The sequence below is a fragment of the Methylobacterium sp. AC690 genome, from assembly GCF_979256535.1.
Genome location: NZ_CEEDOX010000035.1, coordinates 1 through 24,677 on the forward strand (window position 1 = coordinate 1; position 24,677 = coordinate 24,677).

Here is a 24,677-nt window from a genome sequence, read left to right on the forward strand (position 1 = left end):
CGCAACGACGGAACCGGACCCACCCGCTTCCACTGGATCCGCAAGGCCTACGCCCGCGTGCCCGGCCTCGAGCCGCCTCCCGCCTTCGTCACCCACGAGACTGCCGTCGCCCCCGTGCCCATGCCCGGCACCGACGGGGCCTGGGCCACAACCCGCTTCGTCGCCCCCGACGATGTCCGCCACGACATGCACGTCAACATCGTCACCCTGCGCCCGGGCGCCTCCATCCCCTTCGAGGAGACCCACGTCATGGAGCACGGCCTCTTCATCCTCGAGGGCAAGGCCGTCTACCGGCTCAACCGCGACTGGGTCGAGGTCGAGGCCGGCGACTTCCTCTGGCTGCGCGCCTACTGCCCCCAGGCCTGCTACGCCGGGGGACCCGGACCCTTCCGCTACCTCCTCTACAAGGACGTCAACCGACACCCCGCGCTCGACCCCATCCGGGCCCGCCGATGAACGACCGCCGGATCGTCGCCACACCGCTGACGGCGGAGGCCTTCGCCCCGTTCGGCACCGTGATCGACAAGGACGCCGTCGCGCCGCGCTCCATGAATGCCGGCAAGGCCCGCCGCTTCCACGACCTCGCACAGGTGCGGGTGGCGGGCGAGGATGGGCATGTGGTGATCGGCTACGTGGAGGCCGAACCCTACGGCCTGCCCCTCGCCGTGAGCCTCGTGGAGCGCCACCCGCTCGGAGCACAGGCCTTCCTGCCCCTGGATGCCGCGCCGTTCCTCGTGGTGGTCTGCCCCGACGAGGGCGGTCGCCCCGGCGGGCCGCACGCCTTCGTCACGGCGCCGGGGCAGGGCGTCTGCTACGGCATCGGCACATGGCACGGGGTGCTGACCCCCTTCGGCGCGCCCCAGGACTTTCTCGTGATCGACCGCGGCGGGCTCGGCACGAACCTGGAGGAATACGTGTTCGACCAGCCCTGGACGATCGAGGCCCCCGCAGCACCCTGAGCGGCTTCGCGCTTCTGGAACGCACAGGCAGCAGGCGTGCGCCCGCTCGTCAGCGCGCCTTTGCCGCAGAGGAGGCGCCGGCGGCGAGGCGGGGCGACAGGACGATCATGAGCGGCACGACGGCCAGCGCCGTCGCGGCGGCAGCCAGCATCGCGACGCGGGGTCCGGCAGCATCGCCCAACCGTCCGTAGAGCAGGGGGGCTGCCAGGGCGCTTCCGCCCAGGGTCCAGGTGTAGAAGACCGCGAAGGCCTTCTCGACCTGCCCCCCGGGCGCCAGGTCCGGCACCGTGCCGTAGAGCACGGAGGAAGTCCCGTTCAGCATGATGCCGAGGACCGGCAGGAGCGCCAGGGCCGGCCAGAGCGGGAGCACCACCACGGCCAGGATCGCCAGCGCCGTGCCGGCCTCCGTCAGGATGACGGTCCGGGTCACGCCGAACCGCTCGCCGAACCGCCCGCAGACGGCTTTGCCGAGAGCGCCCCCGATGAACACCGCCGAGAGGGCGAAGCCCACCGTGGTCAGGCCGGCGCCCTTCTCCCGAAGCAGGAACGGCAGGTAGAGCAGGAAGGCCGGGCGGGCGGCATTGTCGAGGGTGCCGATCGCCACGAGCAGCCGGAAGCCGGCGCCTCCGGTCCCGTCGGGCGTCAGGGGTCGCGGCGTCCTGGCCGGGCTCCCGTCCCGTGATACCGGGTCACGCGGCAGCAGGCGCAGGAGGCCGAGCGCCACCGCGAGGCCCAGGGCGGCGATGAGCCAGAGCGCCGAGCGCCAGTCCATCAGCGACAGCAGCAGGCCGAGCAGGGGTGGTACGCTGGCCTTCCCGAGATCGCCCGTGAAGTTGTAGGTGCCGAGCGGCCCGCGGGCCGACCCGCCGTAGGCGCGGGTGATCACCGCCGAGGCCAGGGGATGCTGGGTGCTGCTGCCGATGCCCCCGAGCGTCAGGGCAAGGCAGAGACCGGCGAGGCTCCCCGAGAGGCCGGCCAGCGCATAGCCCCCGGCGCTCAGCAGGGTCCCGAACACCAGCACCCGCCGCGCGCCGAAGCGCGCCGCGAGCCCGGCCGACGGCATCTGCAGGGCGGCGAGGGCCCCGTTGTACAGGCTGCGCAACAGGGCGAGGGCGGCGTAGCCGAGGGCGAACTCCGCCTGCCAGACCGGCAGAAGCACGTAGATCAGGTCCGTATAGCCGTCGTGCAGGGCGTGGTTCAGGCCGACGGCCGCCAGCGTCCGCTGCGCCTCCGGATGAGGCAGGGCGTCGACGGCGGACGCTCGACATGAGGCGTTCAGGTCCTGGGCGGACGACATGCGGGAATGATCCTCGTTTGCCGACGCAGGATCGCCCGCTCGTCCACGGCTGACAAACGTCTTATGCTGACGCTCGCGTGAGGAAACCTGACCCGTGCTGCGTCGTCTGCCACCCTTGAATGCGCTGAAGGCCTTCGAGGCCGCCGGGCGCCATGCCAGCTTCACCCGGGCCGCCGAGGAGTTGCGCGTCACGCACGGGGCGGTGAGCCGGCACGTCCAGGCCCTGGAAGCCTGGCTCGGCCAGCCGCTGTTCGAGCGTCACAACCGTCGCGTGGTCCTGACGGAGGCGGGCGCGAGCTACCTTGCCGAGGTCGGCGCCGCCCTGGACCGCATCGCCCTGGCAACGACGCGACAGTTGGAGCGCGGACGGCCACGCCTGCTCCGCGTGAACGCCCTGGCGACCTTCACCCTGCGCTGGCTGATCCCGCGGCTCTCCGGTTTCCAGCGCGCCCATCCCGCCGTAGAGGTGCGGCTGACCACTTCGAACGTGCCGTTGGCCAACCTGGCCGAGCCCTTCGACGTCGCCATCCGGGGTGGCCCCGACCTGCGGCCGGGCCATATCGGGCGCCCCTTTCTCACCGAGCGCCGCATCCCCGTCTGCAGTCCTGGCCTGCTGCGGCGCCTGCCCCTGACCGAGGCGGGCGCGCTTCGGCACCACACGCTGCTGCACGCAGCGACGCTGCCCCAGGTCTGGCCGCAATGGCTGGAAGCCGCCGGCGTGCCGGGCCTGGAGCCGCAGGCCTCGGTGACGCTGGAGCATTTCTACCTGACGCTCCAGGCGGCCCTCGACGGCCTCGGCGTAGCGATGGGGCCCGACCGGCTGATCGCCGACGACGTCGCGGCCGGCCGGCTGACCTGCCCCTTCGCCGGCCCCGCGCTGCCGGCCCGCAGCTACTTCACCTACGTGCCGGAGGCCCGCGCGGACGATCCCGCGGTCCGCGCATTCTGCGCCTGGCTGGTCGCCGCGGCCGACCCTTGAGGCGCCGGCCCGCCGCGCTCCCGGCGGGGCCCGCCCCGCCCGTCTCAGCGGGCGGTGGGAGAGGGGGCGGCCTTGCGGGCGGCCAGGGCAGCAGCCTTGCCGGCAGCCGCGTAGAGATTGAGGCGCGCATACACGCCGAAGGCCGATCCATCGTCCAGGAACCCGCCGCCCGGCCCCTGGGTCTCCGTCAGGATGGCGTTGGCCTCCGCGAGGCTGAGCGCCGGGAAGGCGGCCGTGAGCAGGTGTCCGGCCTCCGGCGCGATCCGGCCGACATCGTCCGTCGTGCCCACCCGCTGCGGATGCACGACGGGCAGGCCGTAGGTCTGTGTCGCGTCGTAGAGGGCCGCATTGGCGGCGGCATCGCGGAAGCGGCCGGTATCGGCGCGCGCGCAGGTCGCGACCGTATCGCCGCAAGCCTCCTTCAGGAAGGCGGTCAGGTCCGTGCGGGCGGCTTCAAGGGCCGCACGATAATCGGTGACCGTCACGGCCGTGTTCGTCCCGCGGCTCATGTCGTTGACCACCGCCGGGTTGCGACGCATCTGGCCCACATAGGCGGGATCGTTGGCGAGGAGATGGGCGACCGCGTGCAGGGCGACGGCCCGTCCGCCGAGCACATCCATCGCGTAATGCGCCCCGACGACGATGCGGTTGGTGCCGTACTCGGCGGCGCGCGTGATCATCTGCTGGTAGCGCTCCGGCACCAGGATCGCGAGCACGACGGATTCGGTGTAGCCGTAGGTGGTGTGCCCGCTCGGATACGAGGGGCTGTCGAGCAGGTTCATGCGCGGGCCTCGCAGCCAGTCCAGGCTGTGGGACGGCCGGCCGAAGTAGTCGATGCCGCGATAGGCGAACAGGCTCGGCAGGGTCTGGAACGGGCGGGCATCGCCGTGGACATCGCTGCCCGGCGTCCCGGCGGGTCGGTCATAGGCCTTGCCGAATACGTCCGTCGTGCCGCCGCGCTCCGTCAGGATGACGGCGGCAGCCTCCGAGACCGGCGCCTTGCCGTTGGTGGTGGCGTTCGCGAAGAAATACTTGCCCGCATTCGAATCCGACTTGGCGACATTGTTGGTGTAGCCGAGGAGGTCGGCGACGGACGCGGCCACGCTGGTGAAGGTCTCGTCAGCGGCGTAGCGGGCCTTGGCCTGATAGAGGCCGCCGAGCTTGCTGCCGAGCCCGTCGGCGAGTTCCGTCGCGTTTCCGTCGGTGATGAAGGAATCGCGCAGGGCGAGCTGACGCTGCTCGATGAGCGGCAGCAGGAAGGGCACCTTGCCGGCACCGGCCTGAATCGTGCCCGTGACCGTCAGGTTGGCGTCGAGGGCGTCTCGTCCCACCGCGCTCTCGCCCAGGGCGCTGACGGGCGCGAGCCCCCTGAGGGCCGTCAGGTTCTGCGCCGATTGCGCGGCGGCCGGGAGGGGCGCCAGGAGGCACAGGGCCGTCGTCCAGGATCTCAGGGTCTTCGCCATGGGGTCGTCTCCGGTGCTCGCTGCCAGGTCCGGTCCAGAGGCTCCGGAACCCTAAACTCCGAGCCCAGACGCGGCGGAATCGGGCAGCTCGGATCGGGTCATAGAAGTTGCACGTGACAGGCGGACGTCAGGAGCGTGCCCGAAGCAGTCGAGCGTTCAGGCCGATCGACCCGGGCCGATCGCGGCGTCCCGGTCCGCGTCGAGCTGGAGCATCAGCTCGGCGAGCCGTGGGTCGAGCGGCTCGTCGATGACGGGCTCGTAGAGGGCTTGCAGCTGACGGCCGAGACGGAGCCGGGTGGCCTCGTTCAAGGTCGGCAGGGTTATCTCATCGGGACGGCGATGCCGTTCGTGCTCAAGATCGCTGGCCATGAGCCTCATGTGGCGGACGAACGGTTGCCGGCAATGGGTGCGGCCGTCCCCAACCACAGCCTTTCGCGCCCTCGCTTGCCCCTCCCTGACCCGTTCGGCGCCGGAACACGTTGATCCTGCATCCGGTTGGACGCTGACGACGAGCGGAAGAATTACCCGTCAAAAGGAGTCATCCATGAAAATCAGTCTCGCCTGTACGGCCGGCCTCGCCCTGGGTCTCATCGCCCTCGGGGGTCAGGCGGATGCCAAGGGCTGCATCAAGGGCGCGGTCGTCGGCGGCGTCGCCGGGCACATGGCCGGGCACGGAAAGATGGGCGCCGCCGCCGGCTGCGCCGTCGGGCACAGCAAGGCGAACAAGAAGGACCAGCAGCCGAGCGGAGGTCAGCAACAGCCGCAACAGAACTGAGGCCTTGAAGCCCCTCCCGCGGCGGCAGCCCCGAACGTGGGTGGGACTGGAGACGCAGGCCTGCCTCCTTTGGGACAGGCCTCCTCTTCGAGTCAGGTTGCTTCGAGCCAGTTTTCTCCGGGCAAAAATTCTCGAAAATGCCTCTGCGCATCCGCGAGGAAGCTGCGGAAGGCTTTGTCGAACAAGACTTGGTCGAACAAGACTTGGTCGAACAAGACTTGGTCGAGCGAGATTTTCTCGACCAAGTCTTGCGTGAGGGTATCGCGGGGCGATCGAAGTTCAGGGAACAGGGCCTTCAGAAAACCGGTTCCCGAGGACGTGGCCTGAGCTGCGTGTTGCTGCCCGGGTGCCCCCTTTCCCTTGGAGTCCCTCGATGCATCGTCGCGATTTTCTCTTCAGCATGCTGACGGCCACGGCGGCCCTGGCAGTGACCCGCACGGCGGTCGCGCAGCCGACGCCGGCCGGTGCCATCCCGACCCCCGTCTACCTGAACATGGCGACCAAGGGCGGCCTGTTCCTCGAGAACACGGCGCGGGATGCCTTCGACAAGACTCAGAATCCACGCGTCAAGAAGTTCTCCCGGGCCGAGGTGGTCGAGCAGGTGAACCTCTCGAAGAAGCTCGCGCCCTATACCGGTGGTATGGCGGCGGCCGGCGGACCGCCCGGACCGGGCGGCCTGATCGGTGGCCTCGTCACGGCACCCCTTGCCGTCGCCGGCGGCGTCGCGGGGGCGACGGTGGGTGCAGTGGGCGGTGTCCTCGGCGCGCCCCCGCCCGGCGGCATGACCTCGGACGAGCAGAAGGCGCAAATCCTGTCGCAGCTGTCCGGGATGCAGCCAGGGCCGCAATACGACGCAGCCTTCGTCAACGCCTCGCTGCAGGGCCACCAGGAGGCCTACGCGATCCACGGCGGCTACGCGGAGACCGGGGAAGATCCCCAGTTGCGCCGCATCGCCCGGGGCGCCATCCCGCTGATCCAGCTCCACATCTCCCAGCTCACGAAGATGCAGGGCATGATGGGCGGCCGGGCCGGCTGAGCCCGGCGCGCGCCCGGGCATCTTCCGGGCATCTTCCAGGCACGCGGAACGCTGCGCACTCCCGGAGGCGCCGGCTACCCAGGGCCGGCGCCGTGCGCTAGCCTCCCTGCATCGCATTGGCCCGGCACCGGCGGGCCGGGCGAGGGGAGGCGGCATGAGCGGGACGACCCAGGCGCAAGCTGGCCTCTCCACCCCCGCGGCCGTCCCCATCGAGGACACGAGCCTCACCGGGTTCTACGCCGACATGACGACGCCCGAGCGGCGCACCTTCTGGGCCTGCGCGGCCGGGTGGGCCCTCGATGGCATGGACTTCATGATCTATCCCCTGGTGATCGGGACGATCATCAAGCTCTGGAACGTCGATGCCGGGACGGCGGGTCTCGCCGGTACGGTGACGCTCCTCGCCTCGGCCCTCGGGGGCTGGGGCGCAGGGTACCTCGCCGATCGGATCGGTCGCGTCCGCACGCTGCAGTTCACCATCCTGTGGTTCTCGTTCTTCTCCCTGCTCTGTGCCTTCGTCCAGGACTTCAACCAGCTCCTGATCTGCCGCGCCCTCCTCGGGCTCGGCTTCGGTGGCGAGTGGGCGGCGGGGGCAGTGCTCATGGGCGAGACGATCCGCGCCCAGTACCGCGGCCGGGCCGTCGGCTCGGTGCAGTCGGGCTGGGCGGTGGGCTGGGGGCTGGCCGTGCTGGCGCAGGCCGCGCTGTTCTCCCTTCTGCCGGCCGAGCAGGCCTGGCGCTGGATGTTCGCCCTCGGCGCCCTGCCGGCGCTGCTCGTGTTCTACCTGCGGGCCTATGTCGAGGAGCCGGCGGTAGCCGCTGAGGCCCGGGCGCGGGCGGCGGCCGCCGGGGACCGGCCGGCCCTCTGGGAGATCTTCTCCGGCCCGATCCTGAGGACGACGGTGCTGGCTTCCCTGGTGGCGACCGGATGCCAGGGCGGCTACTACGCCATCACCTTCTGGGTGCCGCGCTTCCTGACCACGGAGCGCAAGCTCTCGATCGTCTCCTCGACCGGATACCTCGCCGCGCTGATCGCCGGCTCCTTCGCGGGCTACCTCGCCGGCGCCTGGTTCGCCGACCGATACGGGCGCCGTACCCTGTTCCTGGTCTTCTCGCTCGGAGCCATCGCGGTCATCCTCGTCTATACCCAGGTGGCGCTCTCGAACGAGCTGCTATGGGTCCTCGGGTTCCCCCTCGGCTTCTTCGCCTCCGGCTACTTCTCCGGCATGGGGGCCTTCCTCACTGAGCTCTACCCGACGCGGCTGCGCGGCTCGGGACAGGGATTCTGCTACAACTTTGGCCGCGGCGTCGGCGCCCTGTTTCCCTTCCTGGTCGGTGCCCTGTCGCAGACCACGACCCTCGCCAACGCGATCTGCCTGTTCGCGGTGGGTGCCTACATTCTCTTCTTCGCGGCCGCCTACGCGCTGCCGGAAACCCGGGGCCGCGTTCTCCATGCCGATGCGTGAAGCCGTTCCCTCCGTCGACGAGGCGCCCGCCTGCCCTGGGCCGCAGCCGCACCCGCGTGGGCCGACCCGCTACACCGTTCCGCCAGGGGCCGTCGACACCCACGCCCACGTCATTGGACTCCCGCCGGACGATCCCTTCGTCCGGCCGCGCAGCTACACGCCGCCGGCCGCCGCCGCGCCGGATTACCTGGCGATGCTCGATGCGACCGGGATGGCCTACGGCGTCCTCGTCCAGGTCAGCGTGCACGGCACGGACAATCGCCTCCTCCTCGAGACCCTGCGGGCGCATCGCCAGCGCCTGCGCGGCGTCGCGGTGATTCCCCTCGGCCTGCCCGACCGGGCGCTCGCCGCACTCCAAGAGGCCGGCGTGACGGCGCTCCGTCTCAACGTGCTCTTCGGCGGCGGCGTCGGTCTCGCCGACGTCGAGGCCTACGGGCAGCTCGCCCGCGAGATGGGCTGGCACTTGCAGTTCCTCCTCGACGCGCGCGACCTGCCGCCGGTGGCCACCCGTCTGTCGCGGCTGCCGGTGCCGGTGGTCATCGATCACATGGGCCATCTCCCCACCTCCGCCGGCCTCGACGATCCGGGCTTCCGCTCCCTCGTCGACCTCGTGCGCGACGGCGCCTGGGTGAAGCTCCAGGGTGCGTTCCGCACCTCTACGGCGGGGCCGCCCTACGCCGACACGGTCCCGTTCGCGCGGGCCCTGAACGAGGCCGCGCCGGATCGCTGCCTCTGGGGCTCGGACTGGCCGCACGTGGCGACCTGGGGGCCGATGCCCGCCATCGGCGACCTGCTCGACCTGATGGCGGACTGGGTTCCGGACCCGGAGCGACGGCGAAAGCTCTTCGTCGACAACCCGCACAGGCTCTACGGCTTCCCGCCAGGGCTTCGTTAAGGCTCTGTGCAGGACAGGCGGATTACGGTCCGGTGATGCGCTACATCCCGGCCGCCGGCTTGCTCCTCTGCGTCTCGCTCCACGCCTCGGCCGTCGCGGCTGGACCGCTCGACAGCCTGATGGGTGCGCCCGACACGCCCGGCGTGGTCACCGGCGGCACCTTCGGACCGAGTGGCAATGACTATTACGGTGACATGCGCCTGCAGCGCCCGGCTTCCGGGCCACGCGCGACCCGATACGCCAGGGTCAAGCCGCGCCACACCAAGGTCGACAAAGCGTTTCCGAAATCCTGACGCGGACACAAGAAACCCGCCGCGGCCGGAGCCGGGCGGGTGAAGGTGTTCGCCTTGGGAGGAAAGCGTCTGTCCTTCCTACCGGGTCCTCCGACCGGCACCACTTCGCCGGGCGCGGGTCTGGTATGCCAGAGTAGCGCGCCGCCTCGGGCCGGGCCGTCCCCCTCGCATTTCGACCCCGCACGGCCACGCCATGGTGACGATCACTCTACGGTGACAGACTTGGCGAGGTTGCGGGGCTGGTCGACATCCTTCCCCATGGTCACCGCCGCGTGGTACGCCAGGAGCTGGATCGGGATGGCGTAGAGGATCGGCGCCACGGCCGGCTCGACCTCCGGCATCATCACCGTCGCCAGGGTATCCAGGCCGTGTGCGGCCGCGCCGGTGGCATCACCGATGAGGACGATCCGTCCCCCGCGCGCGGCAACCTCCTGCATGTTCGACACCGTCTTCTCGAACACCGCGTCGTGCGGCGCGATCACGATGACCGGCATCGCCTCGTCGATCAGGGCGATCGGGCCGTGCTTGAGCTCGCCCGCCGCGTAGCCCTCGGCGTGAATGTAGGAGATCTCCTTCAGTTTCAGGGCACCTTCGAGGGCGAGCGGATAGGCGGTACCGCGGCCGAGATAGAGCACGTCGCGGGCCTTCGCGATCTCCTGGGCCAAGCCCTGGATCTCGGATTCCTGGCGCAACGCCTGCGCCATCAGGCCGGGCATGGCGATCAGCGCGTCGACGAGCCGGCGCTCCTCGGCCGCGTCCAGATGCCCCCGGGCGCGGCCCGCCGCGATGGCGAGGCACAGGAGCGTCGTCAGCTGGCAGGTGAAGGCCTTGGTGGAGGCGACACCGATCTCGGGTCCGGCGAAGGTCGGCAGCACCGCATCCGATTCCCGCGCCATGGTCGAGGTCGGCACGTTGAGGACCGCCAGGATGTGCTGGCCCTGGGCGCGGGCGTAGCGCAGGGAGGCCAGGGTGTCGGCGGTCTCGCCCGATTGCGAGATCACCAGGGCGGCCTCGCCCGGGCTCAGCGGAGCCTCGCGGTAGCGGAACTCGGAGGCGACGTCGATCTCGACCGGCAGTCGGGCCAGGCGTTCGAACCAGTACTTGGCCACGAGGCCGGCATAGTAGGCCGTGCCGCAGGCGGTGATGGACAGGCGCGTCAGGTCGGCGAAGGCGAACGGCAGCGTCACGGGAAGCCGGACGCGGCTCGCCGCGAGGTCGATGTAATGGGCCAGGGTCCGGCCCACCACTTCGGGTTGCTCGTGGATCTCCTTGGCCATGAAGTGGCGGTGGTTGCCGCGGTCGACGAGGTAGTTCTGGGTCACGATGGTCTGGCGCGGCCGGATGGCCGGCGCTCCGGCTGAATTCCGGATCTCGGCCCCCTGGCGCGTCAGCACGGCCCAGTCGCCGTCCTCCAGGTAGGTGATCGAATCGGTCAGCGGAGCCAGCGCAAGGGCATCCGACCCGAGATAGGTCTCGCCCGCACCGAACCCCACCGCCAGGGGAGCGCCGTGGCGGGCTCCGATCAGCAGGTCGGTCTCGCCGGCGAAGAGGAAGGCGAGGGCGAAGGCGCCGCGCAGCTGGGGCAGGGTGGTGGCCACCGCCTCTACCGGGTCCAGGCCGCGCTCCATGTGCCAGCTCACCAGCTGGGCCACGACCTCGGTGTCGGTCTCTGTCTCGAAGGCGACGCCGTCGGCCTCCAGCCGCCGTTTGAGCGTGCGGAAGTTCTCGATGATGCCGTTATGGACCACCGCCAGCCGGGCGGTGGCGTGCGGGTGGGCATTGGTCTCGTTGGGCCGCCCATGGGTCGCCCAGCGGGTGTGACCGATGCCGATGGGGCCGGTGAGCGGCGACTGGATCAGCTTGAGCTGGAGGTTGACGAGCTTGCCCTCGGCCCGGCGTCGTTCCAGCCGCCCTGCCTCCAGGGTCGCCATCCCGGCGGAATCATAACCCCGGTACTCGAGGCGCCGCAGCGCCTCGACCACGGGCCCCGCAACGGCCTCGCGGCCCACGATTCCGACGATTCCGCACATGGGTGGTCTCCTGAAGGCTGGGTGGAAGGCAGGATCAGGCGGCGCGCAGGGGAGCCGTCAGCATCGTACCGGCGGCCTGGCGCAGGTCGCGCCGCGGCGGCTTCGCGCCGAGGGCGGCCAAAGCGTCGGGCGAGCCGACGATGACCCGGCGCTCGCCGCCGCGCAGACGGGCCGGGTCGCGGGCGATCGTGATCGGCTTGCCCGAGGCCAGGATCATGCCCTCCAGCAGGTCGCCGATGCGGGTGGGTACGCCCGTGCACAAATTGACCACCCCGGAAGCGGCCGGATTGGCGGCGAGTTGGGCGAGGGCCCAGGCCACGTCGTCGACGAGGAGCATGTCGCGGCAGACCTCGATGTCGCCGGTGACGAGGGTTCCGCCGCCCGGTCCGATCGCGTCGATCTGCCGGGCGAAATCGCCCAGCGCGAGATGGCCGGGCAATCCCCGGCCGATCGGGTTGAAGATCCGCGCCACGAGCACGCGGATCCCGGTCTCGGCCGCGAAGGTGAGGGCGGCCCGGGTCTGGGCGAGCTTGCTCCGGCCGTAGGCCGTGAGCGGTGCGCAGGGCGCATCCTCTCGCACCGGTACCCCATCGACGACGGCGTCGCCGTACTCGGCGGCGCTTCCCGCCACGATGACGGTCGGCCGCAGCCCGGTGCGGCGCAGGGCGGCGAAGAGCGCCTGGGCTAGGCCGAGATTGACCGCCTGCAATCCCTCCGGCGTCCCCTGCGTCGCGCCCGCCAGGTGGAACACCGTGGTGGGCCGGAAATGGTCCAGGGCCTTTCCCCAGGTCGCGACGCTCCAGTGCCCGGGCGCCACGGTCCAGTGCTCGGCCCGGACATCCCGCCGGGTGCCGACCGTCGCGACGGGCAGCCCCCGCCCGTCGAGGTGCGCGGCGAGGGCCCGGCCGATGAAGCCCCCCGCGCCGCTGATCAGGATGCCGCCGCCCGGCTGATGCGACGACATCGCGTCACGAGGCCAGGAACAGGCTGCGATCCGAGACGAACATCTGCTGGGCGAGGGCGAAGTCGTCGGGACGCCCGATGTCGAGCCAGACACAATCCTCGTGGAAGCAGGCCACGTCGCCGCCGGCCGCCTTCACCTTGGCGATGAGGTTGGGCATGTCGAGGTAGGTGTTGGGTACGAGGTGCTGGCGGACCGCCTCCCGCGACAGGGCGTAGACCCCCATGCTGACGAAGTGCGTGCTCTTCGGCTTCTCGCGATAGGCCGTCATGCGGCTGCGCTCATCGATCTCGATCAGGCCGAAATCGATCTTCACCTCGCGCTCGAACACGCCGATCGAGATGTCGGCCCCGGCCTCCCGATGGGCAGCCATCATGTTCTTGAGGCTGAGGGTCGTGAGAAGGTCGCCGTTGGTGACGAAGAAGGCCTCGTCGAGGTCGTCCAGCATGGCGCCGAGGGCGCCGGCGGTGCCGAGGGGCTGGTCCTCAAGCCGGTAACGGATGTTGAGGCCGAGGCGCTCGCCGTCCCGGAAGAAGGCCTCAAGCAGGTGACTGAGATGGTTCACCGCCAGGATCACATCGGTGATGCCCGCGCATTTCATCTGTCGCAGCAGCAGCTCCAGGACCGGCATGTCGTTGAGGGGCATCAGGGGCTTGGGAAACAGCGCCGAATAGGGATGGAGCCGCGTCCCCTTGCCACCGGCCATCACCACCGCCTGTTTGATCGCCGGGGTCGACGTGACCTGCGGAACCAGGCGCGCGGATGACGCGTCGTAGAGATGCAACGCATGCGCAGCTTCCGAAGATCTCAGATGATGATCTGTCCGGTCTGGAACGACTTCAAGCATTGCACCCTCCTCAATAGTTTGATCGAAATTGAATTTAAGTCTCTCGAATATTATCCCCACAGATAAGATTAACGGATTTTTAAGACTTCATAGCAACCGCCTTGGTGGGCTTAGCAGCCGTATCCAAGGGAAGCGCGCACTAACCCGATTTCGCTACGGCGTAGGGCAGTTGGGGGGATCCTCGCCAAAGCGTGATGGCCGGACATCGTTCCGAGCTTGGAAGCCGCGCCCTCACCGACTTACCGTTAAGTCGCATTTACGGACTTCCGTCGAAGAGGTTGATGCGTGGACTCACCGGTCACAGCTCCGCTCCAGGCCAGCTCACCCGCATGTCGCCGATGTCATCCAACGAGGCCGCACGCCTGGCGGCGCTACGAGCCCTGGCGCTGGTCGGCAGCCCGCCCGAGCCGCATTTCGATGCGGTGTGCCGGACGGCACAGGTGCTGTTCGACGTGCCGATCTGCCTGATCTCGATCGTCGAGGAGCGGGAACAGTGGTTCAAGGCCCGGTGTGGGCTCGACCTGGAACGGACCCCTCGGGAGATCTCCTTCTGCAGTCACGCGATCCACGCCGATGCGATCCTGGTCGTCGAGGACGCCAGCCGGGACAGCCGATTCGCCGCCAACCCCCTGGTGACGGGTGAGCCGCACATCCGATTCTACGCCGGTGCCCCGATCATCCTGCAGCCGGGCATCCGGGCCGGCACCCTCTGCCTGATCGATTCGAAGCCCCGCACCTTCTCGGCGCAGCAGGCCGACCAACTCGCGGATCTCGCCCGAATCGTCGCCGCCCATCTCCGCCTGCAGCAGACGCTGGTGGCCAACAGGGCCCATGCGGACGAGCGGGCCCGGGCCGAGCGGGCACTCCAGGCCAGCGAGGCCAATTACCGCCGCCTCGTCGAAGGTGTGAGCGACCACGCCATCTACATGCTCGATCCGGCCGGGCTGGTGCGAAACTGGAACGCCGGCGCCGAGCGGATCCAGGGCTACCGTGCCGAGGAGATCATCGGGACGCACATCGCGCGCTTTTACGGCGAGGACGACCGGCGGCAGGGCGCCCCGAAGGGCGCCCTCGACACTGCCCAGCACCTCGGTGTCTTCAAGGACGAGGGCTGGCGCCTGCGCAAGAACGGCGAGCGTTTCTGGGCGAGCGTCGTGATCCACCCGATTCGGGACGAAGCCGGGACGCTCCTCGGCTTCACCAAGATCCTGCGGGACTCCACGGAGCGGCGGGCCGCGGAGATCGCCCTCCAGGCGAGCGAGACGCGCTATCGGCTCCTGGCCGAAAACTCCTCCGACGTCATCATCCAGAGCGACCTCGACACGACCCGGCGCTACGTCTCGCCGGCCTCCCTGAACGTCCTGGGCTACACGCCGGAGGAGATGATCGGACTGCGCCCGATGGACTGCGTGCATCCGGAGGATGCCGAAGCCTACCGGGTCGTACTCGACAGCCTGACATCCGAGCGCGTGGAGCGGACCGCCAGCCAGCAACGCTACCGGCGCAAGGACGGCACCTGGATCTGGACGGATATCTCCTTCACCGTGACCCGGAGTCCCGTCGACGGCCGCGCCACCGGCTACGTCGCATCCCTCCGGAACATCGATGCCCGCAAGCGGGCCGAACGCGCCGCGGCGGAGAGCGAGGCCCGCTACCGGGACGTGGCCGAGACGGCGCACAACGCCATCCTGGCCCAACTCGCCGAGGGCGTAATCGTCACGGATACGGCGGGCCGGATCACTCTCGTGAACGAGGCCGCCGCCGCGATCCACGGGGTCGCGCGCCTGGACGTCGAGCCGGACGACTACAGCAAGTCCTATCACCTCTATACCGAGCACGGGGCGCCCTACGTTCCGGGGAACCTGCCCCTGGCGCGGGCGGTGCGGGGCGAGAGCGTGCAGGATGCCCGCTGGCGGGTGCGGCGGCCGGACGGCGTCGAGATCCTGGCGATCGGCTCGGCCCGGCCCCTGGTCGGTCGCGACGGACATCAGGTCGGCGCCGTCCTGACCATGCGCGATGACACGGCGCGCGACGCCGCCGAGCGCTCCCTGCGCGCGAGCGAGGCGGCCCTGCGCGAACTGAACGCGACGTTGAGCGATCGCGTCGCGGCCCGGACCCGCGACGCAGAGGCGGCGCGCCTGGAGGCGGAGCGCGCGAGCGCGGCCAAGACCGATTTCCTGGCCTCCATGAGCCACGAGATCCGGACGCCCCTCAACGCCATCATCGGCTTCACCGACCTCATGGTCAGTTCCGGCCGGCTCCCGCCCGATCTGCAGCGCCAGGCCGAACTCGTGCGCACCTCCGGGGGTGCCCTGCTCACGGTCGTCAACGACATCCTCGACTTTTCCAAGGTCGAGGCCGGCGCGATCGAACTGGACCGACAAGCCTTCGACCCCTACGCCCTGATCGACAGCTGCCTGACCATCATCCGCGGTTCGGCCGAGCAGAAGGGCCTGGAAATCCGGTCCGTCGTCGATCCGGCAATCCCGCACAGCCTGTTCGGCGACGAGGCGCGCCTTCGGCAGGTGCTGCTCAACCTCCTCAACAACGCGATCAAGTTCACCGCATGCGGCGGCGTGACTCTCAGCGTCCGGCACGCCGGAACCGACGAGACCGGCGAGCGCCTGCGCTTCGGCGTGTCGGATACCGGGATCGGGATCGCGCGGGACCGGCAGGACCGGCTGTTCAAGCGGTTTTCCCAGGTCGACGGCTCGATCGGGCGGGATTTCGGCGGAACCGGCCTCGGCCTGGCCATCTGCAAGCAGTTGATCGGCCTCATGGGCGGTGAGATCGGCGTCCTCTCCGAGGCGGGCGTCGGCGCCACCTTCTGGTTCGCCCTGACCCTGCCGCCCGGTACCAACGCACGGCCCCTCGCGCTGGTGAGAACCGCACGCCCGCCTCGCCGGAGCGGGCGTCTGCTGGTCGTCGAGGACAATCCGATCAACCAGGAACTCGCCCGCGCGGCCCTCGAGATCGGCGGCTACGCGGTCGACGTGGTCTCGGACGGGGCATCCGCCGTCCGGGCGGTGGCGGAGACCGCGTTCGACCTCGTGCTGATGGACGTGCAGATGTCCGGCATGGACGGGCTCACGGCGGCCCGCCGCATCCGGACCCTGAACGTGGCCGCCGCCGCGATGCCGATCATCGCCATGACCGCCAACGTGCTGCCCGAGCAGATCCGGATGTTTCGGGAGGCGGGGATGGAGGACCATATCGGCAAGCCGTTCAACCGGGCCGCCCTCTACCAGATGGTCGACAAATGGCTGTCGTCGGGGACGGGTGCGGTCCCGCCCGCCGATCAGGCGGCCGCGGAATCCGGCCTCCTCGACCGCGACATCTACGACGAGATCGTCGCCCTGATCGGCGCACCGCGCACCACCGGCCTCCTCCAGGCCCTCGCGGAGGAACTGGACGCCCGCTTCCTGCACGAGGCCGAGACCGAGGGGGAACGCAACAGCCTGCGCTTCGAGGCGCATAGCTGCGTCTCATCGGCGGGAACCCTCGGCTTCACGGCGCTCTCGGACGCCTGCCGCGCCCTCGAACGCTGCGACGAGCGGCGGATCGCGCAGGCTGGCCCCGAGACCTTTCGCCGGCTGCTCGGCGAGGCACGGATGCTGGCCCGCCAATCCGCCGAATGCGCGGCGGCGCTCGCCGCCTGGGGCCGGCCGCGGGCGACCAGCCCGACGACCCATCCGCGATCCGCCGTCGGCTAGGACCGACCTTCCGGTGTTCGATCCGGGGCCTAGGGTGCCGAGTCGGTCCGGGATGGCGCGGCCTCGGCTGTGGCGTTCCGGGAATGCTCGTCCCCGCGCGGATCGATCACGACCTTGAGCACGTCGCCGGGCTCGAGGGTGTCGGTCTCCGTGGCGGAGAGGACCTGTGCGCCGCCGGCCCCGCTGCGCACGATGCGATAGGCGAGGGCCGGATCGCGAGCCCAGCCTGCACTCATCGTCGCGCCCACGACGGAGGCCGTCGACAGGGCCCGTTCGGCGGATGCGATCTCGGCATCGACCAGGGCGATCTCGCGCTCGGCCGCGAGGCGCTGCCGGGCATTGCCCTGGTCCAGGGCCTCGCGGGCCATCCTCTGGCGCTGCTCCGCCTGAAGGATCCCGACTTCGTAGTCGCGCCGACGCCCCTCCATGTCGATGAAGTCGCGGCGAACGTCAGCGACGCGCTCGCTCTCGACCACCTGCCGGGAGAACAGCGCCTCCATGGTGCGCAGCCGGTCGCCACGGGCCGCGATCTGGGCTCCATAGGTCTCCAGGCGCTTGCGCAGGAGGTCGACCTCGATGCCGGAGGCCTCTGCCGCGGCCTTGCGCGATCCCTCATCGCTGGTCTGCAGGCTCGCCTCCAGGCGCAGCACCTTCGCCTCGGCGCCCAGGAGAGCCGCCGCCTCTTCGGGGCCCGCCAGGGTCCGAAGCCGCTCCTGCACCTCCGTGCCCATCCGGCCCGTGGTCAGCGCGGCCTTGCGCGCCAGAGCGCGCTTCAGCCGCGTGCGGGCGGCGTCCTCCCGCTCCCGCTCCCGCAGCGTCTCCACCACCCCCGAGAGGGTGGCGGGATCCCGGTCCCGCCCCCCCGCGAGGGCCACCGCCTGCAGCACGATCATTCCGCCAGTGTACGGGTAGGCGCCCGGCGCGCGGACGGACCCCACGACGAAGACGGGCGCACGCTGCACGAGGCCGACCGTGACGCCGCCGTGCCGGCCGAAGGCGGTCTCGAAGACGCCCATCAGGTCGGCCTTGAGGGTCTCCAGGGGCTTTCCGGCCGCCGGAACGAAGCCGAAGAACGGCAGCGAGAGGGCGCCGCCCTGTTCGATGGCGTATTCGCCCGAGAGGTCCACCCGCTGGTAGAAGGTCTGGATTACCGCGGCGGCGCCCGCGGCCTGGCCCTTGTCGCCGGGTGCCGGATTGGGAATCTCCATGGTCTCGTAGAAGGTGATCTTGAGCCGGTCCCCTGAGCGGAGGACCGGCCCGCCATCGGCCAGGGCCGCCCGACCGGCCAGAAGGGTGAGCACCGCGAAGGCGACGGCTCGGCATCTCAACATGACCTCGGCTCCTTGTGTTCGTGGGTTTCGGCCCGGTGATCGGGGTGTCGTCGGGGCGCCGTTCACTGCACCCTCCGGGCGTCGGACCCGGCCTTCGCTGTGGATTGAACCTGTGCCTGCTGGGCCTGGGCCTGCCGCGCGAGAGCCACCGGCGCGAGGGCACTCCGACGCAGGGCCTCAAGGCCGAGGCGTTGCTCCCCGCCGTTGCCGAGGCGCTCGGCCAGGCGCAGCTGGACCGGGAGCAGGTCGGTCGGGAGCCGGTCCCGGCGCAGGAGATCGCCCAGGGCCGCCAGGGCCGCGGTGTCGCCGGAGATCAGGCTGACGAGCGCCACCCACTCGATCCGAGCCGGAGCGGTCAGGGTCGCCGGATCGACCGATCCGAGGACGTGTCGGGCCAGGACCGTGTTGCCCTCGTGCAGCGCCAGCCGCGCGGCGAACAGAGGCTGGCGCTGCAAGGCGGCCCAGGACAGGCGGGGCCGCAGGGGCCCGATCGCATCGAGGCCGTAGCGCAGGGCCAGGGCTTCCACGATCGCGATCTGCGCCTCGTACCAGCCGGGTTCGGCGAGGATCCGCGCGGCCTTCCTCCAGAGCGCCGGAACGTCTCCCACGGCGTAGGCGGCCGCCACGTAGCCGGCCACAGCGTCTGACGAGGGCTGTGGACCGTCCTGCGCCCAGTCTTCGAGGAGCGTGGTGGCGATGCGTCGGTTCCCGTCCTCGGCCACCACCCGCGCCAGGTAGAAGCGCGTATCCGGGCTGAGGGCGGTCACCTGCGCGCCGAGAGCGACGGCTGCAGTCGGATCCCCCCGCGCCGCCATCCGGCGCACCACGTGCACGCCGAGCCAGGGCTTGTCGCGCCAATCGGCGATCCAATGCCCGGCGCGCTCGGCGGCCTCCGCCCGCAGGCCTTCGGCCAGAAGGAGGTCGAACAGGACGATCCGCCCGATTTCCTGCGTGCCCGGCATCAGCGCGTCGGCCCGGCGCAGGGCGGCCAACGCCGCCGCGCGATCCCCGGCCCAGGACAGGAGAATGCCGAGGCGCTCGACGTCCACGGGCCGCAGCAGGGTCTCGTCGACGATGCTCTTCAGGAATTCGCGCTCCTCGTCGAGGCGCTCCTGGGCCCGGTAAAGATCGAGGAGCGCCCACAGGCGCGGCCGGGTCGGAGCCAGGGCCACCAGGGCCACCAGGGTGCGGGTGGCGGCCGGACGGTCGTCGGAGGCCCGGTAGAGATTGGCGAGCCATTCCAGGACCTGCACGTCCCCGGGCCGCTCCACCAGGTACCGCTCGAGGAGATCCTCCGCGAGCCCCCGGTTGCCGGTGGATTCGAGGGCACGAGCCGCAGCCGCGAGGAAGGCCGGATCCCGGCGTCCCAGGGCGAGGAGCCGCGCCAATTCGCTCGCAGCCTCGCTGGTTCGCCCATCCCGCGCCAGCATCGCGAGCTGCTCCTCTGAGCCGGGCGAGAGGGCGTAGGCGGTCGCGGCGGCGGCGAAGGCCCAGAGACCGAGGAAGCGCCAGCCGATCCTCATGTCCGCCCCGCTGCGCCCGCGCACCCGGTGTTACGAGGAAGACAGATCGACGATGTGCCGTGACTGGCCCACATGTATCGTTGTCCGCGCCCAAGCTCCGATGCACAGCATCAGACCAAGTAAAAAAACGAAAGACAAGAATCCAGAACTAAGGTTTTCACGCCGTTTCATACCGCGAATGCGCTCGAAATCGAGCGATCTAATGCATCTTCGTTAGACGAAAGACTCTTTTTGGCTCGGGATATATTCGCCCGGCGGAGACGGCTTTCGATGAACAGGGGAACGAGAGCTCTGGCGCAGCCGATCCGGAACGGGTCCGTTCAATCCCGATCGGCCCGCAAGGCAACCCCTCGGCCTCACGCGGCAAGGCCCGGGCGAGTCGACGCCAGTGCTCTCAAAGGTTTCCCGAGAGAATTCGAAGTCGGTTTTGCGCAATCGACTCCGCGGAGGCTCGATGATTTTCTAATTCGGAAGTCGAAAAACCACCGATCTCTTATCAAAGATTAATGCCAAACCGATCTTCAAGTAATCGCTTGTAATCCACTCAATCCCAATGTAGCTAATCAAATCGTCGAGGCACACATCTCGGATCTCACGAGTGGTGCTGGAGTCGGCGCATGCCGAAGATCGCATGGGAGGGCTGACTATGTCACTCGTCGCAATCGAATCGGACATTTCAGTTGCGAGGTCTGAGCAATCCACAGTCGTCATCATCGACCCCCGGGTCCTGTTTCGGGAGAGCTTGATCTCCCAGATCCAGAGAAGTGCCGACGCGCCCCAGGTCCTGGGCTTCTGCACCGTCGGACTTTGGCAGAAGGCCGCCAAGGACCGGCCCCCGGCCTCCGTCATCGTGATCGCCGCAACCCATCGCAGCATCGCGCAGATGGAGAGTGAGCTGGAGACCCTCGCCAGCGTCAGTCCCGGCGTTCCGGTCGTCCTCCTATCGGAACTGGAGGATTACCATCAGGTCACGGAAGCGATGCGGCGGGGACTCAGTGGATTCATCCCCATGACGAGTTCCGTGAAGGTGGCCCAGAGCGCCATCGCGCTGGTGCTGGCCGGCGGCTGCTTCGTCCCGTCCGGGATCGTCTGCACGCCCCCAGCCCCACCGGCCGCCGAGGCGCGCGGACGCGGGTCGGTCCGGCTGACCGAGCGCGAGGCGGCTGTCCTCGGCGTCCTGCAGATCGGCAAGCCGAACAAGGTGATCGCTTACGAACTCAACATGTGCACCAACACCGTGAAGGTGCATGTGCGCAACATCATGAAGAAGCTCCAGGCCAAGAACCGGACCGAGCTCGCCTATCTGGTGAACACCAAGGGCGTGGTGTCCTGGGCCCCCCATCTCGGCGGGGCCTGGTTCCACGCGCGACCCTCCGCAGATCAGGCGAAGGCTGCGCAGTCCCTGACGGTCACGCACAACGCCTGACACGCGGCGGCGTCCCCCTTCCCGAGTCCGATCCGAGCCGCGCCCGGTCAACCGGGCGCGCGCCCACGGCCGGGCAAAAGACTTGCCCCTGGACGGATAACACGGACGGATGACCGAATTGATCTTGTGGTAATCCGAGTTCGCTAGTTCCGGCGATATTTCTTCCCAACGAAATTCCTGCTCTTTTCAAGATGTTTCCGGACCTTGCGGCGCACCGACGATCGACTTCGGTGACCTGCCGCGGATGCCTGTGGGGGGCCATGCTGTGACGGCTGCGGCGGCGGGTGAGCGGGGCGCCTCGGATCAGGATCCGTCCAGCCCGTTGTTGGGATGGCGGCGCTACGTCCCGGAGGCAATCGGGCTGGTGCTGCTCCTGGTCCTGATCGACCATCTGGTCTTCGACGGCAGCCGCTACGCCTGGATGACACCCCGGCCGTTCTGGATCCCGGTCATCCTGATCTCGGCGCAGTACGGCCTCGCGGGCGGCGTCTTCGCCACCCTGGTGGCGACTCTGGCGCTGTACAGCTCGGCACTGCCCTCGCAACTCGCGACCCAGGATTACTACGCCTACTCACGTCAGGTCGTCGCCGAGCCGACGGCGTGGCTGGCCTGCGCCCTGGTCCTCGGCGGGTTGCGCAGCCTCCACATCTTCCACGCGGCCGAGTTGCGTCAGCAGCGGGACGACGCCCTCGACGAGGCTGACAGTCTCGGCCGCGGCCTCTCTGCCGCCATGGCGGAGATCGGTCGCCTCGAACTCCGGATCGCCGCCGAGACCCGCTCCCTCGGCAGCGTGAGCAAGGCCTTCGCCTGCCTGGATGCCGAGGACGGTCTCCGCTTGGCCACGAGCCTCGCGGAGCTGGGCCGCAGGCTCGTGGGAGCCTCCCGGCTCACGGTCTATGCGGCCACGCCCCGGGGCCTCGTCCCCCTGGCCACGGTCGGGGAGGGCGGGCCGCGCGACCGGGTCACCGCACCGGCTATCGACGGCGCGCTGGCCGAAGCCGTCGCGCAGGCGCCGGATCGACTCTGGCGCCGGGATCGCGCGGCGGATGCCCGGAAACTGCCGGGCGGCGCCGTCCTCGCCGTCGCCCTTCCGGCCCACGGCGCCCCGGGCCCGCGCGGACTGCTCCTGGTCGAGGGCCTGCTGCCCAACCAAACCCTCGCTGAGGCCGCGCCGCGTGCGCTGGACATGGCCCTGGCCATGGGCAGCCTGATGGCCGGGGCGGAGCGATGATGATCGACGTCCCGGATCCCCTCGCCGCCGCGCGGCCCCGGCCGGCTTGGGACGTGCCCGTTCGCCTCCCTCGCTCTCCGACCGCGGTCGCCCTCGCCACGGCCCTCGGGGAGATCGCCCTCGCGGCGGCGCTGCTCCATGCCCTCGTGGGTCCCGTCGTCGTCCTCGCCGGGCATGTCGGCCTGTGCCTGATCCTCAGCCTGCGCACCCTGCAGGACGCACAGCCTCCGGGCGACGCGGCGCGGCTGGCTCACCTCACCCTCTGGACCTTCATCGGCGGTCCCTTCGGCACTCTCCTGGCGATCGGCCTCGCCCTTCTCGATCGCAGCGCGGCACATCCGCGACCGGCCGAGGCTTTCGGAACCTGGCTCGAGGCGGTGGGCCATCTCGATCCGCGAACCGATTGCGGCCGGCTCAGCAGCGACCTGCGCGATGGGCGCCTCCGGGTCGGCAAGGCCAGCACGGTGGTTCCCCTGGCGGACATCCTCGAGGGCGGCGTCAAGGAAGCCAAGTTCGAGGCGTTGGCGATCGTGGGACGACGCTTCGATCCGTGCCTCACCCACGTCATCCATGCCGCGCTGCAGGACCGGGACGCCTCCGTGCGCGTGCTGGCCTCGACGGTCCTGGCCAAGCTCCAGATTCGCTTCACCCGGGATCTCATCGCCCTGGAGGAGACCGCCGCCCAGACCCCGGGCGCGGCAGGCCCCTGGCTCGCCCTCGCGAAGGCGCGCCGCGCCTATGCCGAATCGGGCCTGACCGAAGCCCTGCAGGCCCGCACGGACATGGCGGCCGCGCGCGTCGCCGCGAGCCGGGCCCTGGCGGCTGAACCGCAAAACAAGGCCGCCCGGGCGCTGCTCGCCGCCATCGAGGCCGAGAGCGCGGCTCGGACAGCGTCCCTCCCGCGGGAGGTTCTGCCGTGAGCGTAGACGCCGCCGGCCCATCGGACGTGTGCCTGCTCGTGGAAGGTGGGTACCCCTACCTCCTCGGCGGGGTCTCCTCCTGGACCGACAGCTTCATCCGCAGCTTTCCGGCCAAGCGCTTCAGCCTCGTGGCCTTCACGACCTCGGACCAGGAACGGACACGGAAATTCGACCTTCCGGCGAACGTCGAGCGCATCGTCGATGTGCCGATCGATGCCTGCCCGCCGGGACGCCTGCCGCTCCTGCGCGGGCGGGAGGCGATCGCGCCGCTGATCCGGGACCTGCACGCCGTCCTCACCGATGGTGGCGCGCCGGCCTGGGTCCGGTGCGTCAGGGAGCTCGACCGGTGCGATCTCCGGCAGCGGGCCCTGCTCGATTCCCGCCCCGCCTGGACCGCGCTCGAACGGATCTACGAGGCAATGCTCCCCGGGGCGCCCCTGGTGGATTTCTTCTGGACCTGGCGCTTCCTGGCGCGCAGCCTCATCGCGATCGCCACTGCGCCGATTCCGCCGGCGCGGATCTACCATGCCATCTCGACGGGCTATCCGGGGCTGTTCGGGGCCCGGGCCAAGGCCCTGACGGGGCGGCCCTTCGTGGTGACCGAGCACGGCATCTATACCAACGAGCGGCGGATCGAGCTCTCCATCGCCGACTGGATCTACGAGTCCGGTGCGGGCGGGTTCGCCGTCACCGGCACGGATCCCGAGTTGCGCCGGGTCTGGCTGAACGCCTTCAACGCCATGGCGCGAATCACTTACGACGCCGCCGACCTGATCACCACGCAGTTCCGTACCAACCAGCTCTACCAGATCGAGGACGGGGCACCCGAGGCGAAGCTGCGCATGATCCCGAACGGCATCCGCTTGGACCAGTTCGCCGACATCCCGCCCGGTCCGCAGCCGCGCCGCCCCACCGTCCTCCTGGTCGGCCGCGTCGTCCCGATCAAGGACATTCGCACCTTCATCGAAGCTGCCGGCCTGCTGCGCCGGCAGGTCCCCGACGTCGACGCGATCATCATCGGGCCCGAGGACGAGGATCCCTCCTACGCGGCCGAGTGCCGGACCCTGGTGCGCCAGCTCGGCCTGCAGAACACCGTCCGGTTCCTCGGCCGGGTTCGGGACGTGAAGACTTATTTCGGGCAGACCGACGTCATCGCCCTCACCAGCATCAGCGAGGCCCAACCCCTGGCGATCCTGGAGGCAGGGGCCGCCGGCGTGCCCGCGGTGACGACCGATGTCGGCTCCTGCCGCGAGATCCTCGAAGGATCGGACGGGTCCGATTCCGACACGGTGGGCGGATTCGTCGTGCGCGCCTGCGACCCGCAGGCGACGGCCGATGCCCTCGCGCGCCTCCTGCTCGACCGCGACCTGCGCGCGCGCATGGGCCGGGCCTTGCGTGCGCGCATTCATGCGGTCTTCGATCAGGACCGGATCGTCGGCCTCTATGAGGCGCTCTACGACTCCGTCGACCCGGCCGCTCTCGACCCACCAGCCTCCGGACGGTCCGAATCCCTACGGGATACCGGACCGGCGG

At 70.0% G+C, this 24,677-nt stretch carries 21 protein-coding genes; 13 read left to right on the plus strand and 8 right to left on the minus strand.

The annotated features are described in order from the left end of the window. Nucleotides 1-456, plus strand: a 456-nt coding sequence (locus AC0IY1_RS24565; RefSeq protein WP_471773155.1) for a cupin domain-containing protein, incomplete at its 5' end; no start/stop codon positions are given. Then, nucleotides 453-959, plus strand: coding sequence for an ureidoglycolate lyase (locus tag AC0IY1_RS24570; RefSeq protein ID WP_471773158.1), 507 nt, complete (start codon nucleotides 453-455; stop codon nucleotides 957-959). The genes AC0IY1_RS24565 and AC0IY1_RS24570, both read left to right, overlap by 4 nt. A gap of 49 nt (nucleotides 960-1,008) precedes the next feature. Here the strand turns inward: AC0IY1_RS24570 and AC0IY1_RS24575 are convergent, their stop codons facing one another. Then, a complete protein-coding gene (locus tag AC0IY1_RS24575; RefSeq protein WP_471773161.1) occupies nucleotides 1,009-2,256 on the minus strand; it encodes an MFS transporter in 1,248 nt (415 codons plus the stop codon). A gap of 94 nt (nucleotides 2,257-2,350) precedes the next feature. On the opposite strand from AC0IY1_RS24575, the gene gcvA reads away from it, so the two are divergent. Further along, nucleotides 2,351-3,235, plus strand: coding sequence for a transcriptional regulator GcvA (gene gcvA, locus AC0IY1_RS24580; RefSeq protein WP_471773164.1), 885 nt, complete (start codon nucleotides 2,351-2,353; stop codon nucleotides 3,233-3,235). Between the two features lie 44 nt (nucleotides 3,236-3,279). Here gcvA and AC0IY1_RS24585 read toward each other — a convergent pair whose 3' ends face one another. Beyond that, nucleotides 3,280-4,698 (minus strand): phosphatase PAP2 family protein, encoded by a 1,419-nt coding sequence (locus tag AC0IY1_RS24585; protein ID WP_471773167.1) that lies wholly within the window; start codon nucleotides 4,696-4,698, stop codon nucleotides 3,280-3,282. A 156-nt stretch (nucleotides 4,699-4,854) separates the two neighbouring features. Further along, nucleotides 4,855-5,067, minus strand: coding sequence for a hypothetical protein (locus tag AC0IY1_RS24590; protein WP_103711775.1), 213 nt, complete (start codon nucleotides 5,065-5,067; stop codon nucleotides 4,855-4,857). Between the two features lie 175 nt (nucleotides 5,068-5,242). On the opposite strand from AC0IY1_RS24590, the gene AC0IY1_RS24595 reads away from it, so the two are divergent. From AC0IY1_RS24595 to AC0IY1_RS24615, 5 genes are all read left to right on the plus strand, one after another. Beyond that, a complete protein-coding gene (locus AC0IY1_RS24595; protein ID WP_055958459.1) occupies nucleotides 5,243-5,473 on the plus strand; it encodes a hypothetical protein in 231 nt (76 codons plus the stop codon). Between the two features lie 373 nt (nucleotides 5,474-5,846). After that, nucleotides 5,847-6,509, plus strand: coding sequence for a DUF4142 domain-containing protein (locus AC0IY1_RS24600; protein ID WP_471773170.1), 663 nt, complete (start codon nucleotides 5,847-5,849; stop codon nucleotides 6,507-6,509). 154 nt (nucleotides 6,510-6,663) lie between these two features. After that, entirely contained in the window at nucleotides 6,664-7,974 is a 1,311-nt protein-coding gene (locus AC0IY1_RS24605; RefSeq protein WP_471773173.1) for an MFS transporter, read from the plus strand. Then, nucleotides 7,967-8,869 (plus strand): amidohydrolase family protein, encoded by a 903-nt coding sequence (locus AC0IY1_RS24610; protein WP_055958764.1) that lies wholly within the window; start codon nucleotides 7,967-7,969, stop codon nucleotides 8,867-8,869. The genes AC0IY1_RS24605 and AC0IY1_RS24610 overlap by 8 nt, the downstream gene beginning before the upstream one ends. Nucleotides 8,870-8,901: 32 nt before the next feature. Then, nucleotides 8,902-9,162, plus strand: a complete 261-nt coding sequence (locus AC0IY1_RS24615; RefSeq protein WP_471773176.1) for a hypothetical protein — start codon at nucleotides 8,902-8,904, stop codon at nucleotides 9,160-9,162. 203 nt (nucleotides 9,163-9,365) lie between these two features. Here the strand turns inward: AC0IY1_RS24615 and glmS are convergent, their stop codons facing one another. From glmS to AC0IY1_RS24630, 3 genes are read right to left on the minus strand one after another with little or no spacing between them, the layout of a single operon-like run. Further along, the gene (glmS, locus tag AC0IY1_RS24620; protein ID WP_471773178.1) at nucleotides 9,366-11,192 is read right to left on the minus strand and encodes a glutamine--fructose-6-phosphate transaminase (isomerizing); all 1,827 of its coding nucleotides are present in this window, start codon (nucleotides 11,190-11,192) and stop codon (nucleotides 9,366-9,368) included. A 34-nt stretch (nucleotides 11,193-11,226) separates the two neighbouring features. After that, nucleotides 11,227-12,156 (minus strand): NAD-dependent epimerase/dehydratase family protein, encoded by a 930-nt coding sequence (locus AC0IY1_RS24625; RefSeq protein WP_471773179.1) that lies wholly within the window; start codon nucleotides 12,154-12,156, stop codon nucleotides 11,227-11,229. Nucleotides 12,157-12,160: 4 nt separating this feature from the next. Continuing rightward, nucleotides 12,161-12,937, minus strand: a complete 777-nt coding sequence (locus AC0IY1_RS24630; protein ID WP_471773181.1) for a sugar phosphate nucleotidyltransferase — start codon at nucleotides 12,935-12,937, stop codon at nucleotides 12,161-12,163. Between the two features lie 344 nt (nucleotides 12,938-13,281). Here AC0IY1_RS24630 and AC0IY1_RS24635 point away from each other — a divergent pair, with 344 nt between their 5' ends. Continuing rightward, a complete protein-coding gene (locus AC0IY1_RS24635; protein WP_471773183.1) occupies nucleotides 13,282-16,713 on the plus strand; it encodes a PAS domain S-box protein in 3,432 nt (1,143 codons plus the stop codon). Nucleotides 16,714-16,742: 29 nt separating this feature from the next. Here AC0IY1_RS24635 and AC0IY1_RS24640 read toward each other — a convergent pair whose 3' ends face one another. After that, the gene (locus tag AC0IY1_RS24640; protein WP_471773185.1) at nucleotides 16,743-18,044 is read right to left on the minus strand and encodes a polysaccharide biosynthesis/export family protein; all 1,302 of its coding nucleotides are present in this window, start codon (nucleotides 18,042-18,044) and stop codon (nucleotides 16,743-16,745) included. 62 nt (nucleotides 18,045-18,106) lie between these two features. Next, entirely contained in the window at nucleotides 18,107-19,567 is a 1,461-nt protein-coding gene (locus AC0IY1_RS24645) for a tetratricopeptide repeat protein (RefSeq protein WP_471773187.1), read from the minus strand. A 742-nt stretch (nucleotides 19,568-20,309) separates the two neighbouring features. On the opposite strand from AC0IY1_RS24645, the gene AC0IY1_RS24650 reads away from it, so the two are divergent. From AC0IY1_RS24650 to pelF, 4 genes are all read left to right on the plus strand, one after another. Next, the gene (locus tag AC0IY1_RS24650) at nucleotides 20,310-20,993 is read left to right on the plus strand and encodes a helix-turn-helix transcriptional regulator (RefSeq protein ID WP_471773188.1); all 684 of its coding nucleotides are present in this window, start codon (nucleotides 20,310-20,312) and stop codon (nucleotides 20,991-20,993) included. Between the two features lie 322 nt (nucleotides 20,994-21,315). Then, on the plus strand, nucleotides 21,316-22,224 hold the full coding sequence (locus AC0IY1_RS24655; RefSeq protein ID WP_156375857.1) for a hypothetical protein: 909 nt from the start codon (nucleotides 21,316-21,318) through the stop codon (nucleotides 22,222-22,224). Further along, on the plus strand, nucleotides 22,221-23,144 hold the full coding sequence (locus AC0IY1_RS24660; protein ID WP_471773190.1) for a hypothetical protein: 924 nt from the start codon (nucleotides 22,221-22,223) through the stop codon (nucleotides 23,142-23,144). Before AC0IY1_RS24655 ends, AC0IY1_RS24660 begins: the two co-directional genes overlap by 4 nt. Further along, on the plus strand, nucleotides 23,141-24,677 hold a 1,537-nt coding region (gene pelF / locus AC0IY1_RS24665; protein WP_471773192.1), incomplete at its 3' end, for a GT4 family glycosyltransferase PelF. The genes AC0IY1_RS24660 and pelF, both read left to right, overlap by 4 nt.

Excerpts from the sequence above, each read along its gene's own strand:
- AC0IY1_RS24570 (WP_471773158.1), top strand. The coding sequence starts at position 453 with ATGAACGACCGCCGGATCGTCGCCACACCGCTGACGGCGGAGGCCTTC.
- AC0IY1_RS24575 (WP_471773161.1), bottom strand. The coding sequence starts at position 2,256 with ATGTCGTCCGCCCAGGACCTGAACGCCTCATGTCGAGCGTCCGCCGTC.
- AC0IY1_RS24585 (WP_471773167.1), bottom strand. The coding sequence starts at position 4,698 with ATGGCGAAGACCCTGAGATCCTGGACGACGGCCCTGTGCCTCCTGGCG.
- AC0IY1_RS24590 (WP_103711775.1), bottom strand. The coding sequence starts at position 5,067 with ATGGCCAGCGATCTTGAGCACGAACGGCATCGCCGTCCCGATGAGATA.
- AC0IY1_RS24595 (WP_055958459.1), top strand. The coding sequence starts at position 5,243 with ATGAAAATCAGTCTCGCCTGTACGGCCGGCCTCGCCCTGGGTCTCATC.
- AC0IY1_RS24600 (WP_471773170.1), top strand. The coding sequence starts at position 5,847 with ATGCATCGTCGCGATTTTCTCTTCAGCATGCTGACGGCCACGGCGGCC.
- AC0IY1_RS24605 (WP_471773173.1), top strand. The coding sequence starts at position 6,664 with ATGAGCGGGACGACCCAGGCGCAAGCTGGCCTCTCCACCCCCGCGGCC.
- AC0IY1_RS24610 (WP_055958764.1), top strand. The coding sequence starts at position 7,967 with ATGCGTGAAGCCGTTCCCTCCGTCGACGAGGCGCCCGCCTGCCCTGGG.
- glmS (WP_471773178.1), bottom strand. The coding sequence starts at position 11,192 with ATGTGCGGAATCGTCGGAATCGTGGGCCGCGAGGCCGTTGCGGGGCCC.
- AC0IY1_RS24625 (WP_471773179.1), bottom strand. The coding sequence starts at position 12,156 with ATGTCGTCGCATCAGCCGGGCGGCGGCATCCTGATCAGCGGCGCGGGG.
- AC0IY1_RS24635 (WP_471773183.1), top strand. The coding sequence starts at position 13,282 with ATGCGTGGACTCACCGGTCACAGCTCCGCTCCAGGCCAGCTCACCCGC.
- AC0IY1_RS24640 (WP_471773185.1), bottom strand. The coding sequence starts at position 18,044 with ATGTTGAGATGCCGAGCCGTCGCCTTCGCGGTGCTCACCCTTCTGGCC.
- AC0IY1_RS24645 (WP_471773187.1), bottom strand. The coding sequence starts at position 19,567 with ATGAGGATCGGCTGGCGCTTCCTCGGTCTCTGGGCCTTCGCCGCCGCC.
- AC0IY1_RS24660 (WP_471773190.1), top strand. The coding sequence starts at position 22,221 with ATGATGATCGACGTCCCGGATCCCCTCGCCGCCGCGCGGCCCCGGCCG.